A 12140-nucleotide genomic window follows, 5' to 3' on the forward strand; every position below is an offset into this window, starting at 1 on the left:
TCCTGAGCAGGGCACGGCGCACCACGGCGTCACGTACCCGAGAGAGTCGAAAGAAAGGGAGTCGGGTTCAGACAGCGCGACGACAGATGGCGCTCGCGACACGTACCAGGTCGACGTGGCGGCGCTCCACAAGCGTGGCCGTAGGGCCACCGGGCATCTGCATGGGTCAGGAGCCTCATCGAGCGCATGCATACCTGTCAACAAAAGCACCCAGGCGTTCACAAGCGCTTCGTATGGACGCAATCCTGCGCACACGCCCGCCCCGCGCGCAGGCGTGTTGGGGATCGTCGCCACCTTTCCTCGCCCGCCGGGCCAATGGCCAGCTCTTGGCTCTCGGCTCTCGAATACGGCGAGGCGGATCGACGCCACGCCGCACCGGCTGGGCGCCTGGCCAGGGATAGATCGCGGCACCAGGGGGAAGTCTGCTCCCGATCGCTACGGTCGTCTGCGAGGGAGATCACTGACGTGCGCACGTTGACGTTCGTCGTCGGAACAGGCCGCAGTGGGTCGACCGCGCTGTCGGGTATCGTCCACGCGCATCCTGATGTCCTCAGCCTCAACGAACTTCTGTCGTCGGTGCAGAGCCGGGGTTTCCCCGAAGGCCGCGTGAACGGTGAGGAGTTCTGGCGGCTGCTGGCTGAGCCCAACCCGCAGTTCGAGACGATGATCCGCAGCGGGGTCCCGATGCCGGAGTTCCTCTATACACGCCGTCCTGGACGCTTCGCGACCGAAAGCACGGGCATCCCCGCGATCTCGCTGATGGTGCTTCCGCACCTGACCGACCGGCCGGACGAACTGTTCGACGACCTGGAAAAGCAGGTGCGCGGGTGGCCGCCGCGGACTGCCGCAGACCACTACGCGGCCCTGTTCAGCCTGCTGGGCAGCCGCGAAGGGCGCACTGCGGTGGTCGAGCGATCGGGCTACTCCCTGCACCGGGTGCCGTTGCTGCGCAAGGTCTTCCCGTACGCACGGTTCGTGCATCTCTTCAGGGACGGACCCGATTGCGCGCTGTCCATGAGTCGGCACACGGGCTACCGACTGATCTTCCTGCTACGGGAAATCCTCGCCCGCAGCGGGGCCGGCCGGATCGAGAACCTCACCGAGGAGCAGATCCGTGCTCTGCCACCCACCCTGTCACCGCTGCTGACCGAACGCTTCGATTCCGCACTGGTCCTCGATCCCGACCTGCCCCTTCCCGGCTTTGGCGCACTGTGGTCACAGCTCATCGTCCAGGGCGTGGCCGACCTTGCCGCCGTGCCCGCACCCCAGCGGACCACCCTCGCCTACGAAGACCTCCTTGCCGACCCCCGCAACGAGCTGACCCGCCTGGCCGACTTCATCGGCGTCGAACCACTCCCCCAGTGGCTCGACACCGGCGTCGCCCGCCTGGACGGCAGCCGCCAGGGAACCTCCCTGCGACTGCCCGCAGCAGAGTTGGCCGCGCTCCGGTCTGCCTGCGCCCCGGGCGTACGGGCTCTGGCCGCCGACCAGACACCGACGACGTGACCGGGGCGCTGCCCCCGGGCGCTTGGCTCCGTGCGGGCCCGGTGCTCAATACGAGCGTCCCCAGTGCAGCTTTCCGAACTGCACGTACCGGGCCTCTTTGCAGCCTCGCAGCCACGCCTTCCGGTCTTCCGCACCGACGAGCACCGCGTATGCCTGACACCCGGCGGGCGACGGGTCGTAGATACTGCGGAGGTCCACGGATGCCCTGGAGGGAACGGCGACAGACGACGCTGACGCGGACGCGCTGTACCCGTTTCCGTCAGAAGTTCCCTCCCCGCTGTTCTTCCCCCATGCGTAGCCCTGGGCATATGCGGCGGCCTTCGAATCGTCACTGCTGAAGACAGAGCCATCAGCCATGGCGACCGCCACCGCAGCCACGACTCCAGACACGGCGGTCACCGCGGACATGCAGGCCAGCGTGGTACGAGTTGCGTTGCGCAACAGAAAAACCTCCCGGTCGTCGAGGGTGTTCAGCGGGTACGTGCTTCTTGCCAGCAGACACCCAGACGACTCCCGGCTCATCCAAAGGGTTGTACTGACCATGACGGACGAGGTGCGGGATGAATGGCCGTCCGTCCCGGAGGCGCGCCCGCGGCGAGGGCGCGGAAATCGGTCGGGGTGGTGCCGGTGTGCCGACGGAAGAAGGCGCTGAAGGCGGTTGGGTGGCTGAAGCCGATGCGGTCGCCCACAGCGGCGGGGGGCAGGGTGGTGTGGACGAGGAGACGTTTGGCTTCCAGGAGGACCCGGTCGTCGATGAAGCGTTTGGCTCCGCATCCGGTAGCGGCGCGGGTGGACCGGGTGAGGGTGCGCGTGCTGTAGCCGAGTCGGGCAGCGTAGTCCTCGACGCGGTGGGTATGGGCGAAGTCCTGCTCGACGGCCTCGCGAAAGCGGCAGAAGGGTTCACGAGCCGCGCCTTTCGCAGGTGCGGAACCCTCAAGGTGGGCGAGGCGGATCAGGAGGGCGGACAGCAAATGCCGCATCGTCTCGATGTGGGCCGTCAACGGCAGGTCGGACAGGTGGGCGTAATCGTCTTCGAGCGCGCTGAGGATGCGGGTCAGTGACTCGGCCTGTCGGGTGGCGGGCGTTACGCGACCGGTTCGGGTGAGTTCGACGGCGCTGGTCAGCGTGGTGGTGTTGTCGCTGAGGAAACCGGCCGGGAAGACGACGACGGTGCCCTCGGCCTCCGCCGGCGGGGCAAGGAACCGCAGAACCTGCCCGGGCCGCACCCAGAGCCAGTCGCCGGGCCGGATCGTGTCGGTACGGAAGTCGGCTGAGCAGCGCACGGTGCCGGCCCGTACGTGGAGGAGCAAGTGGAAGAACGGGCGGCTGAGGCGGTAGGGGTCGATGCCGTGGCTGTGGGCGCGCTCGGCCAGGCGGTCAAACGGCACGACTTCGATGCCCGGCGGAGTGCCCGGCGTCGGACGATAGGGGACGGCCGCGATCTCTCCTGGGCATGAGCCCCGCGAAGTGTGTCCGTTTTTCTTCATGGCGTGTCCCAAGTGTAGGAGTGCGGGGCAACGCCCGGATCTAGCGTGGGTGGGGCGAGGAGCGCGTCGGGGCGACCCAGGGGAACGGCCAGGCAAGGTCTCTGCCAATGTCCGAAACCCTCAAACGGGCCGACCAGGCCTTGGGCTCCTCGTGCGCCGCCGCCGGGGCACGGGACGCGGCACCCCCGCGGCCTCGCCCGCATGCCGCCCCTTCCTTCCATGACGACCGGGAGATCGCAGATGACCATCGAGTACGCCACCCGCTACCGCACCCGCTCCCACATCCCCGCGGAGCCGGGCACGCCCTACTTCATCGAGAAGGGGCACGGCGACCGCGCCCACCTCTTCGGCGACCTGGTGACGGTCTACGCGGGCGGCGAACAGACCGAGAACACCTTCAACTTCTTCACTGTCGAAGGGCCCAAGGGCAACATCATCCCGACGCACTCCCACCCCGACACCCACGAGGTCTTCTACATCACCGACGGCGCGGTACGCCTGTTCGTCGAAGACCTCCAGGGCAACCAGCACGAGAGGCTGCTGACCCCGGGGGACTTCGGCTTCGTACCCAAGAACTGCCCGCACGCCTACCGCATGGAACGCCACCACAGCCGGGTTGTCGGCGTGGCCGCCGGCCCCGGCGGCACCTTCGAGCGGTTCTTCGACCACCTCGGCTCCCCCACCCAGGAGCTCACCCTGCCGCGCGAACCGGTCGTCCCCGAACCCGGCAAGTTCCGCACCAGCGCCGAGCGCTACGACGTGACCTTTCTGCCCGACCACGAGTGGCGCACCGGGAGCTGACCCCCGCAGGGCCACACTCACCGGCAGACGCCGAGGTGATCAGACCGACCGCCCGGTGAGCACCAGCTTCCGCAGGGGTTCGGTGTCGGGTGTGTCGGTGATCATGGCGTCCAGGGCCTGGTCAAGCTGGTCCTCGAAGTCGTCTGCCGGGTAGCGCAAGGTGGCCGAGTCGGACCAGGAGAGTTGCCAGCGTGCGGCGCCGCACACCGCCAGTTCTACGGTGACCAGCTGGTTCAGGGCGCGCCGCACGACCGCGCGGGCGGCCTCGCGGTCCGCGTGGCCGGTCGCGGCCGCTGCCTGTTCGGGCTTCGGGAGGCGGTCGGCCACCCGCCAGCGCACCGCAGGGTCGGCGTCAATCGTGTCGAGCGCGGCCGTGAGCCCGGGGCCGGCGCCCTCGGCGGCGAAGGCCTCGCGGATCTCGTCCGCGCCCTGACTGACGTACACGGTCATCGACTGGTGGACGAGGTCCTCCCAGTCCACTCGCTGGAGAGCACGTGCCTCCGGGGTGAGGACGGCCTGCTCCACCGCGACCAGTGCCGCGTCCGCGTCGGCCAGCAGCTCCAGAGCCGGGCGGGCTCTCTGCCCGGCGCGGCCGTCGTCGGGCAGGGCCTCGATGCGGGCCACGCGTTCGGCGAGCGCGGGGTGGGAGTCGTAGGGGGAGGCGGGTTCGGTCGAGAGCTCCCGGCGCAGCTCTCGCAGCTCCTCCGCGCGGGCGTCGAGCAGCTTGCGCAGTCCGCCGAAGACCTGCCCGGGGCGGGGCAGCAGGCCGGCGCCGACGCCGAGGGTGGCGTACGCGCTCATGTAGTAGTCGAAGGCCGGGCCGAGGGCGTTGATCTCGCGTAGGGCGGACGCGGCGGAGTCGCGGCCGGCCACCCGGACGGAGGCCACGTCGGCCGCGAGCTCCTGGCTGCGGGCGGTGGCGTGGGTGGCACGCAGGTAGAAGTTGCCGTACGCCGTGTAGATCGCGGCCATGCCGCGGTACGTGGCGCCCAGGCCCGGGGTGTCGACCTTCGTGGCCCTCCTGCCCTTGGCGATCCGCTTGGCGGCATGCTTCTCCTGCCTCGCGCGCTCGTTGGCGATCTTCTTGTCGGAGCGCTCGTGGAAGTGGGCGATGGTGCGGATCAGTTGGGCCCGGCCGCGGGCGATCAAAGGGGTGAGGCGGGTGTCGAAGTTGGCGTAGTGGCCCATCTCGTGGGCGAGCACGGCGCGCAACTGCATCTCGTCCAGGCCGATCATCAGCGGCAGGCCGAGGTAGAGGCGGCGGGTACCCGGGCGCAGGCCCAGCAGAGAGGAGTCCTCACTGACAGCCGCGTTCACCTTCTCCATCAGCACGATCTCGTCGGGCGCGCGGGTGCCGACCTGCCGGGCGATGTCCCGCACGGCCTCCCACAGTGCGGGCTCCTGGGAGTCGGTGACGCTGAGGGTGGTCCCGGTCGGCGCAGCATCGCCCTTGGGGGTGCGCAGCATGAAGAATCCGCGCACGATCGGGATCGCGAGGACGACCGAGCCGATGACCACGTCGTAGACGATCGAGCCGTGCGAGCGGGTGCAGACGGCGTAGTCGGCGCCCGCGAGGGCGGCGAGCAGGAAGACGCCGAGCAGGTAGAAGCCGGCGAGCAGGACGAGAGCGCGCAAGGCGCGCAGCGAAGCGCCCATTTGGACAGATCCCCCCACGGGTGAAAGCGGTGCCGACGTACGTGGCGGGAGCCGCCTGCCGCATCATGAGGCCCGGCGCTCACTTACGGCAACTCCGCGAGCCAGGGATTTCGGTCAGCGATGGAAAGGGATCGAAGTGGCTGGGCCTTGGAACTGTGGCTTCGGTCGGGGCGGTGATGACCGGGGGTGCAGGGGGAAGAAGAACGGTCCGGAACTGAGGGAGGTCGCTGTGGGGCGTGATCGGATCGGGCTTGCGGACGTGCTGACGGCGGCGGAGGCTGCGGCGCCGGTGCGCTCGCTGGATGTCGTAGCGCACAATCTGCGCGAGCGGTTCGGCGCGCGTTATGTGTCGTTCCTGTTCGTCGATGTTGTCGGCAGACGTCTGCTACGGGTCAATGAGGAGGGGGCAGCACCACAGGAGCATGGCGCTGACCAGGTTCCCTTGGACGGCAGTGTGTACAACGAAGTCCTGCGCACCCAGAAAGTGGTCGTGAAGGCGAACGGCGCCCCCGAGCAACAGGTGTTCGCGCCCGTTTCCAACCGCGGCGACACGATCGGGGTCCTGGAAGTACGCCTGGCCGACGTGACCCAGGACGTGCTGGAGCAGGTTGAGGAGGTCGCGCACGCGCTCGCGTACATCATCGTCACCGATCGCCGCTTCACCGACCTCTACCACTGGGGCAACCGTACCGCCACGGTCACGCTGGCAGCGGAGATCCAGCGTCAGCTCCTGCCCTCGGCACCCTCGTGCGAGTCCGCGGAGTTCGCCCTCGCCGGCGCCCTGGTCCCGGCCTCCGACATCGCCGGTGACACCTACGACTACAGCCTCGACGAGAACACGCTGCACCTGTCCATCACCGACGCGATGGGCCACGACGTCGACGCCGCTCTGATGGCCACCCTCCTGGTCAACGCCTCCCGCGGCGCCCGCCGCGCCGGTGCCGACCTTGCCGAACAGGCCCGCCAGACCCACCAGGCCCTCCTCGACCACGGTCGCCGCACCTTCGCCACGGGCCAGCTTCTGCGGATCGCCCTGGACGGGAGTGGTGCCCAGCTCGTCAACGCCGGCCACCTCTGGCCGCTACGCCTGCGCGCGGGCGAGGTCGAGGAGGTCAAGCTGCACGTCAACCTTCCGTTCGGCGTACCCGTGAAATATCCGTATGAGGTGCAGGACATCGACCTGCGTCCCGGTGACCGCCTCTTGCTCTTCACCGACGGCATGCAGGACCGGAAAGCGGCGAGCGTCGATCTGCACGGCCTTGTGCGTGACACCGCCGCTGAGCATCCTCGTGAGGCTGTGCGGGCCATGGTCGGCGCGGTCCGCGACGCGTGCGCCGGCCAAGTGCAGGACGACGCGACCGTCATGTGCCTGGACTGGTACGGACCTCAAGCCCACAAGGTGCATGCCGGCGCCTGAATCAGTAGGCCCCCTGCCGGGGAACCTCACCTGGCGGCGGCCATGCGACGCCGAAGTTCTTCCTCCGGGAGCTGTTCCACGTAGGTGAGGAAGACCCATATGCGCGACGAAGAATCATCGCCGCCTGAGAACGCCGCGCACGGCGGATGTTTCGCGGCTGGGCACCGCTTGCCCGGCCTGTCGCGATCGGTTTCGTCGGCTTCCGCGTCCAGCAGATCCCGGTGGCGGGTCTCGTTGGCGCAACCGAGAGCGATGATCGTCAACAGGGCGGCAGCCATGACGTAGAGGACGATCGGTGTGGGGCTGTCGTACTCGGAGAGCAGGGCTGTGGCGATGAGCGGGGCCGGGGCGCCGGCGGCGACGGAGGAGAACTGGGCGCCGATGGATGCTCCGGAGTAGCGCATGCGGGTGGCGAACATCTCCGAGAAGAATGCCGCTTGCGGCGCGTACATCGCGCCGTGGAAGAGCAGGGCCACCGCGACGGCCGCAGTCATGGCCGCGAAGGACTGCCGGTCGACGAGCGCGAAGAACGGGTAGATCCACAGCCCCATGCCGACGGCGCCGACGAGGTAGACGGGACGACGTCCCCACTTGTCCGACAGCGCGCCCCACAGGGGAATGGTGACGAAGTGGATGGCGGAGGCGATCAGGACCGCGTTGAGGGCGGTCTGCTTGCTCGCATCCGCGTGCTCGGTGGCGTACACCAGGATGAATGCCGTGACGACGTAGTAGGAGATGTTTTCCGCCATGCGGGCGCCCATGGCGATGAGGACATCGCGCCAGTGGTCGCGCAGGACAGCGAGTACGGGCGGCTTCTCCCTCGCGGCGTGCGGCGTCTTGCGGCTCTCGGCCGCCGCGAGGGCCGCTTTGAACACGGGTGACTCGTCGACGGAGAGCCGGATCCACAGCCCGATGAGGACCAGCACGCCGGAGAGCAGGAACGGCACCCGCCACCCCCAGGAGTCGAACGCCGCGTCGGACAGTGTCGCGGTCAGTGCCGCGAGGACGCCCGTGGCCAGCAGTTGCGGAACTGGTGCCCCAGGGAACCCTCGCCGAGCGCCTGCGGGCCGGCGGCACGGGCATCCCGGCCTTCTACACCCCGGCGGGAGTGGGCACCCAGGTCGCCGCCGGCGGACTGCCCTGGCGCTACGCACCCGACGGAACGGTCGCCCTCGCCTCCCCGCCCAAGGAAACCCGGGTCTTCGCCGGGCGTACCCACGTCCTGGAGCACGCCATCACCACCGACTACGCCCTCGTCCGGGCCTGGCGCGGCGACCACCACGGCAACCTCGTCTTCCGCCGGGCCGCCGCCAACTTCAATCCGCTCGCGGCCATGGCCGGGCGCATCACGATCGCCGAGGTCGAGGAGTTGGTCGAGCCCGGCGAACTGGACGCTGAACACGTCCACGTACCCGGCATTTTCGTCCAACGCGTCCTGGGGCTCACCCCCGCCCAGCGGGCCGACAAACCCATCGAGAAGAGGACGGTGCGTTCCCGATGACCTGGACGCGCGAGCAGATGGCAGCGCGAGCGGCCGCCGAACTCACCGACGGCTCCTACGTCAACCTCGGCATCGGCCTGCCCACCCTCATCCCCGGCCACCTTCCTCCCGACGTACACGTCGTCCTGCACTCCGAGAACGGCATCCTGGGCACCGGTCCCTCCCCGTACGAGGAGGAGGTCGACCCCGACCTGATCAACGCCGGCAAGGAGACCGTCACCGTCCTGCCCGGGGCCGCCTTCTTCGACTCGGCCCTGTCCTTCGGCATGATCCGCGGCGGCCACATCGACACCGCCGTCCTCGGCGCCATGCAGATCTCCGCGCACGGCGACCTCGCCAACTGGATGATCCCCGGCAAGATGGTCAAAGGGATGGGCGGCGCCATGGATCTCGTCCATGGTGCTCGTCGCGTCATCGTCCTCATGGAGCACACCACCAAGGACGGCACGCCGAAGATCCTCGAAACGTGCGAGCTGCCCCTCACCGGCACACGGTGCGTCCACCGCGTCATCACCGACCTCGGCGTCCTCGACGTGACGTAAAGCGGTCTGGCGCTGGTGGAAACCGCCCCCGGAACCACCGTCGAGGACATCATCACCAGCACGGCCGCACCCGTCATGCTCGGCACCCACGCATGACAGGTCCGATCCGCCAGCCGCGCGCGACGGGGCCCTTGACCAGCTCTGCCTCCTGCGCCGCGAACAGCTCGCCGCTCAGCTTCGGCCGACCGGCAGAACCTGTCGACCGCCTGGACCTGCTCCGGTCCGTCGCCCGGACGTCACCTACTGTCGCGCACGCCGCGCCGGACGGGGGCTTTCCGAGGGGACCGCGAGGGCGCTTTCGGAGAGCAGACGCAGGATGCGGAACAGGGCCTCGCGGTCGGCGCGGGGCAGGCAGGCGAGGGCGTCGGCGTGGACTTGGTCGACGATGCGGGTGCTCTCCACGGCCAGCGCGGCGCCCTTGTCGGTGACGGCGATGATCCGCGCCCTGCGGTCGGTGCTGGAGGGCCGCCGCTCGGCCAGCCCGGCCTTCTCCAGGGCGTCGACGGTGACCACCATGGTCGTCTTGTCCATGTCGCCGAGTTCAGCGAGCTGGGCCTGGGTGCGCTCCTCCTCCAGGGCGTGGACGAGGACGCAGTGCATACGGGCGGTCAGTCCGATCTCGTCCAGGGCGGCGGCCATCCGGGTGCGCAGGACGTGGCCGGTGTGGTCCAGGAGGTAGGAGAGGTCGGGCTCGGTTCGGGAGGGCGCCATCGCGGTCATGACTCCAGCCTAGCAATTCGATCCGAAGTAAATCGTCTGCAACAAAACCATCTGCTACGGTCTCACCATTCGCCGGAGCTGATCCGGCGTCACCCGCTTCCCGCATGCGTGCCGACCGGAGAGACCCATGACCCCATACGCCCCTACATCCGCCCCCCACCTCACCGTCGAACCCGCTGTCGGTTCCGCTCCGGCCCACCGGCTCCGTTCCCGCTGGGCCGCCCTCGGCGTGCTGTCCACCGGGATGCTGATGACGGTCCTCGACGGCAGCATCGTCACCGTGGCCATGCCGGCCATCCAGAACGACCTCGGCTTCTCCCCCGCCGGCCTCAGCTGGGTGGTAAACGCCTACCTGATCGCCTTCGGCAGCCTGCTGCTGCTCGCCGGGCGCCTGGGCGACCTGATCGGCCGCAAGCGGATGTTCCTCGCCGGCACCGCCGTCTTCACCGCCGCCTCCCTCCTCGCGGGCTTCGCCACCTCCCCCGGCGTGCTGATCGCCGCCCGCTTCCTCCAGGGCGTGGGAAGCGCCATGGCCTCCGCCGTCGGCCTGGGCATCCTCGTCACCCTCTTCACCGAACCCCGCGAACGCGCCCGCGCCATCGCCGTCTTCTCCTTCACCGGAGCCGCCGGAGCCTCGCTGGGCCAGGTGCTGGGCGGGGTCCTCACCGACGCCCTCGACTGGCACTGGGTCTTCTTCATCAACCTGCCCATCGGCCTCGCCGCCCTCCTGGTCGCCCTGCCCGCACTCCCCGACGACCGCGGACTCGGCCTGCGCGCGGGCGCCGACACGGCGGGCGCGGTGCTGGTCACCACCGGTCTGATGACGGGCATCTACGCAGTCGTACGCGTCGAGGAGTACGGCTGGACCGCCGCGCACACCCTCGGGCTCGGCGCGCTCTCCCTCGTGCTGCTGACCGCGTTCGCCCTACGGCAGACCCGGGCCCGTACCCCGCTCGTACCGCTGCGGATACTGCGCTCGCGCACCGTGGCCGGCGCCAACCTGGTCCAGATGCTGATGGTGGCCGCCTTGTTCTCCTTCCAGGTCCTGGTCGCCCTCTACATGCAGCGCGTCCTCGGCTATTCGGCCGCCGCCACGGGGCTCGCGATGCTGCCCGCCGCCCTGGCCATCGGCGCGGTCTCGCTCGGCCTCGCGGCGCGGCTCAACGCCCGCTTCGGCGAGCGGCGCGTCCTCCTCGCCGGCCTCGGCCTGCTCCTTGCGGGACTGGGCCTGCTGACCCGGTTGCCCGTACGGGCCGACTACGTCAGCGACCTGCTGCCGGTGATGCTGCTCGCCTCCGGCTTCGGTCTGGCCCTGCCCGCGCTGACCACCCTGGCGATGTCGGGCGCGGACGAGCAAGACGCCGGGCTCGCCTCGGGCCTGTTCAACACCACCCAGCAGATCGGCGCGGCGCTCGGGGTGGCCATCCTGTCCACCCTCGCCGCCGCCCGTACCGAGTCCCTCACCAGGGCGGGCAGCTCCCCGGCGCAGGCCCTCAATAGCGGTCTCCACCTCGCGTTCGGCATCGCCACCGTCCTGCTGCTGGCCGCCATCACCCTGGCCGCGGCCCTGCTGCGCCACACCCACCGCACCCGGTGAAATCCGGGGGCCGCGGCCATTTCCGGTGGCGGGGTCAGGCCGGTGTGGGCGGCGCAGAAGGCGAGGATGTCGGCGGTCAAGGCGGTTTACCGGGAGGCGGTGCGGAAACCGTGGGCCGCAGCGCGTCCCTCACCACCATCGCCGCGGGAGACCGCGCTCGCCGCAGAGCGGGCGGACGCCTCCCCAGCCATCAGCCGGCGCGAGCACGCGCCTGCGACAACGGAGAGGCCGAACGGACCCCTCGCTTTCCTGGCTATGCGCCGTCGTTGCCGTCACGCAAGGAGCGCACCATGCTCCGCAGGATCCGGAACGCTTCCGACTGCTCGTTCTCGGTGATGCCCGCCGCCGGCCCCGACTTCATCTCGCTCCAAGTGCGCGACCTCGACGCCTCACTGATGTCCAGGCCATCCACGATGCTCTTGCCGCCGACGGTCACACCGTCGTCTCCGCACCGATCGACGGCCCCTTCGGCCGGGCCTTCACCTTCGCCGACCCCGACGGCTACCAGGTCACGCTCCACGACCGCGCCTGACCGCTCAACGGCGCCGGCCGATCACCGGTGCCCGCAGACCGCGATCGCGCCCTGTTCTCGTTCATGACCGCCTGTGGCGCGGCTCCCCGCACACGCAAAGACGCCCGGCCGGGGATGATCCCGGACGGGCGTCTTCATTCGTCAGCTGTTACTGGTGGCTCAGTACCAGTGGTGGGTCTGCCAGAAGTTCCAGGCACCCACGGGGCTGCCGTAGCGGTCGTTCATGTAGCCCAGGCCCCACTTGATCTGGGTGGCGGGGTTGGTCTTCCAGTCCGCACCGGCCGAAGCCATCTTCGAACCCGGCAGGGCCTGGACCAGGCCGTAGGCACCCGAGGAGGTGTTGGTGGCGGTGTGGTCCCAGCCACTCTCGTGGGACACGAT

The 12140-nt window shown here is 69.6% G+C and carries 10 protein-coding genes and 5 pseudogenes; 7 read left to right on the forward strand and 8 right to left on the reverse strand.

Annotated features, from left to right (window positions below; translation table 11 throughout):
* Positions 1 to 67: 67 nt before the first annotated feature.
* The gene (locus tag ABZ404_RS26540) at positions 68 to 163 is read right to left on the reverse strand and encodes a putative leader peptide (RefSeq protein WP_358835159.1); all 96 of its coding nucleotides are present in this window, start codon (positions 161 to 163) and stop codon (positions 68 to 70) included.
* Between the two features lie 302 nt (positions 164 to 465).
* Here ABZ404_RS26540 and ABZ404_RS26545 point away from each other — a divergent pair, with 302 nt between their 5' ends.
* Positions 466 to 1506 (forward strand): sulfotransferase, encoded by a 1041-nt coding sequence (locus ABZ404_RS26545; protein WP_358835160.1) that lies wholly within the window; start codon positions 466 to 468, stop codon positions 1504 to 1506.
* Positions 1507 to 1551: 45 nt separating this feature from the next.
* Here the strand turns inward: ABZ404_RS26545 and ABZ404_RS26550 are convergent, their stop codons facing one another.
* On the reverse strand, positions 1552 to 2028 hold the full coding sequence (locus tag ABZ404_RS26550) for a hypothetical protein (RefSeq protein ID WP_358835161.1): 477 nt from the start codon (positions 2026 to 2028) through the stop codon (positions 1552 to 1554).
* Positions 2025 to 2993: an AraC family transcriptional regulator gene (locus ABZ404_RS26555; protein WP_358835162.1), complete on the reverse strand. Its 969-nt coding sequence runs from the start codon at positions 2991 to 2993 to the stop codon at positions 2025 to 2027. The genes ABZ404_RS26550 and ABZ404_RS26555 overlap by 4 nt, the downstream gene beginning before the upstream one ends.
* Positions 2994 to 3233: 240 nt before the next feature.
* Here ABZ404_RS26555 and ABZ404_RS26560 point away from each other — a divergent pair, with 240 nt between their 5' ends.
* The gene (locus ABZ404_RS26560; RefSeq protein ID WP_358835165.1) at positions 3234 to 3794 is read left to right on the forward strand and encodes a quercetin 2,3-dioxygenase; all 561 of its coding nucleotides are present in this window, start codon (positions 3234 to 3236) and stop codon (positions 3792 to 3794) included.
* 39 nt (positions 3795 to 3833) lie between these two features.
* On the opposite strand, the gene ABZ404_RS26565 is transcribed toward ABZ404_RS26560, so the two are convergent.
* Positions 3834 to 5450, reverse strand: coding sequence for a M48 family metallopeptidase (locus ABZ404_RS26565; protein ID WP_358990955.1), 1617 nt, complete (start codon positions 5448 to 5450; stop codon positions 3834 to 3836).
* Between the two features lie 229 nt (positions 5451 to 5679).
* Between ABZ404_RS26565 and ABZ404_RS26570 the strand changes: the two genes are divergently transcribed.
* Positions 5680 to 6867 (forward strand): PP2C family protein-serine/threonine phosphatase, encoded by a 1188-nt coding sequence (locus ABZ404_RS26570; protein WP_358833020.1) that lies wholly within the window; start codon positions 5680 to 5682, stop codon positions 6865 to 6867.
* 26 nt (positions 6868 to 6893) lie between these two features.
* Here ABZ404_RS26570 and ABZ404_RS26575 read toward each other — a convergent pair.
* Positions 6894 to 7907: pseudogene (locus tag ABZ404_RS26575) on the reverse strand (MFS transporter); the annotation flags it as partial.
* Here ABZ404_RS26575 and ABZ404_RS26580 point away from each other — a divergent pair.
* Positions 7895 to 8368: pseudogene (locus ABZ404_RS26580) on the forward strand (CoA-transferase); the annotation flags it as partial. The pseudogenes ABZ404_RS26575 and ABZ404_RS26580 sit on opposite strands and share 13 nt — an antisense overlap.
* A pseudogene (locus tag ABZ404_RS26585) lies at positions 8365 to 9006 on the forward strand (CoA transferase subunit B). The pseudogenes ABZ404_RS26580 and ABZ404_RS26585, both read left to right, overlap by 4 nt.
* Positions 9007 to 9150: 144 nt before the next feature.
* On the opposite strand, the gene ABZ404_RS26590 reads toward ABZ404_RS26585, so the two are convergent.
* Positions 9151 to 9630: a MarR family winged helix-turn-helix transcriptional regulator gene (locus ABZ404_RS26590; protein WP_358833019.1), complete on the reverse strand. Its 480-nt coding sequence runs from the start codon at positions 9628 to 9630 to the stop codon at positions 9151 to 9153.
* Positions 9631 to 9757: 127 nt separating this feature from the next.
* On the opposite strand from ABZ404_RS26590, the gene ABZ404_RS26595 reads away from it, so the two are divergent.
* Positions 9758 to 11227 carry an MFS transporter gene (locus ABZ404_RS26595; RefSeq protein WP_358833018.1) on the forward strand — a complete coding sequence of 490 codons (1470 nt, stop codon included), beginning with the start codon at positions 9758 to 9760 and terminating at the stop codon, positions 11225 to 11227.
* 253 nt (positions 11228 to 11480) lie between these two features.
* Here the strand turns inward: ABZ404_RS26595 and ABZ404_RS26600 are convergent.
* Positions 11481 to 11570: pseudogene (locus ABZ404_RS26600) on the reverse strand (MarR family transcriptional regulator); the annotation flags it as partial.
* Positions 11571 to 11618: 48 nt separating this feature from the next.
* Here ABZ404_RS26600 and ABZ404_RS26605 point away from each other — a divergent pair.
* Positions 11619 to 11759, forward strand: a pseudogene (locus ABZ404_RS26605) (VOC family protein); the annotation flags it as partial.
* Positions 11760 to 11918: 159 nt separating this feature from the next.
* On the opposite strand, the gene ABZ404_RS26610 reads toward ABZ404_RS26605, so the two are convergent.
* A partial coding sequence (locus ABZ404_RS26610; RefSeq protein ID WP_358990958.1) for a transglycosylase SLT domain-containing protein occupies positions 11919 to 12140 on the reverse strand: 222 nt, incomplete at its 5' end.

The sequence above is a fragment of the Streptomyces sp. NPDC005878 genome (assembly GCF_040629815.1).
In the GTDB taxonomy this organism is placed as follows: Bacteria; Actinomycetota; Actinomycetes; order Streptomycetales; family Streptomycetaceae; genus Streptomyces.

Bases quoted from the DNA above. Each gene is read 5' to 3' on its own strand.
- ABZ404_RS26540 (WP_358835159.1), bottom strand. From the start codon at position 163: ATGCAGATGCCCGGTGGCCCTACGGCCACGCTTGTGGAGCGCCGCCAC.
- ABZ404_RS26550 (WP_358835161.1), bottom strand. From the start codon at position 2,028: ATGAGCCGGGAGTCGTCTGGGTGTCTGCTGGCAAGAAGCACGTACCCG.
- ABZ404_RS26555 (WP_358835162.1), bottom strand. From the start codon at position 2,993: ATGAAGAAAAACGGACACACTTCGCGGGGCTCATGCCCAGGAGAGATC.
- ABZ404_RS26560 (WP_358835165.1), top strand. From the start codon at position 3,234: ATGACCATCGAGTACGCCACCCGCTACCGCACCCGCTCCCACATCCCC.
- ABZ404_RS26565 (WP_358990955.1), bottom strand. From the start codon at position 5,450: ATGGGCGCTTCGCTGCGCGCCTTGCGCGCTCTCGTCCTGCTCGCCGGC.
- ABZ404_RS26590 (WP_358833019.1), bottom strand. From the start codon at position 9,630: ATGACCGCGATGGCGCCCTCCCGAACCGAGCCCGACCTCTCCTACCTC.
- ABZ404_RS26595 (WP_358833018.1), top strand. From the start codon at position 9,758: ATGACCCCATACGCCCCTACATCCGCCCCCCACCTCACCGTCGAACCC.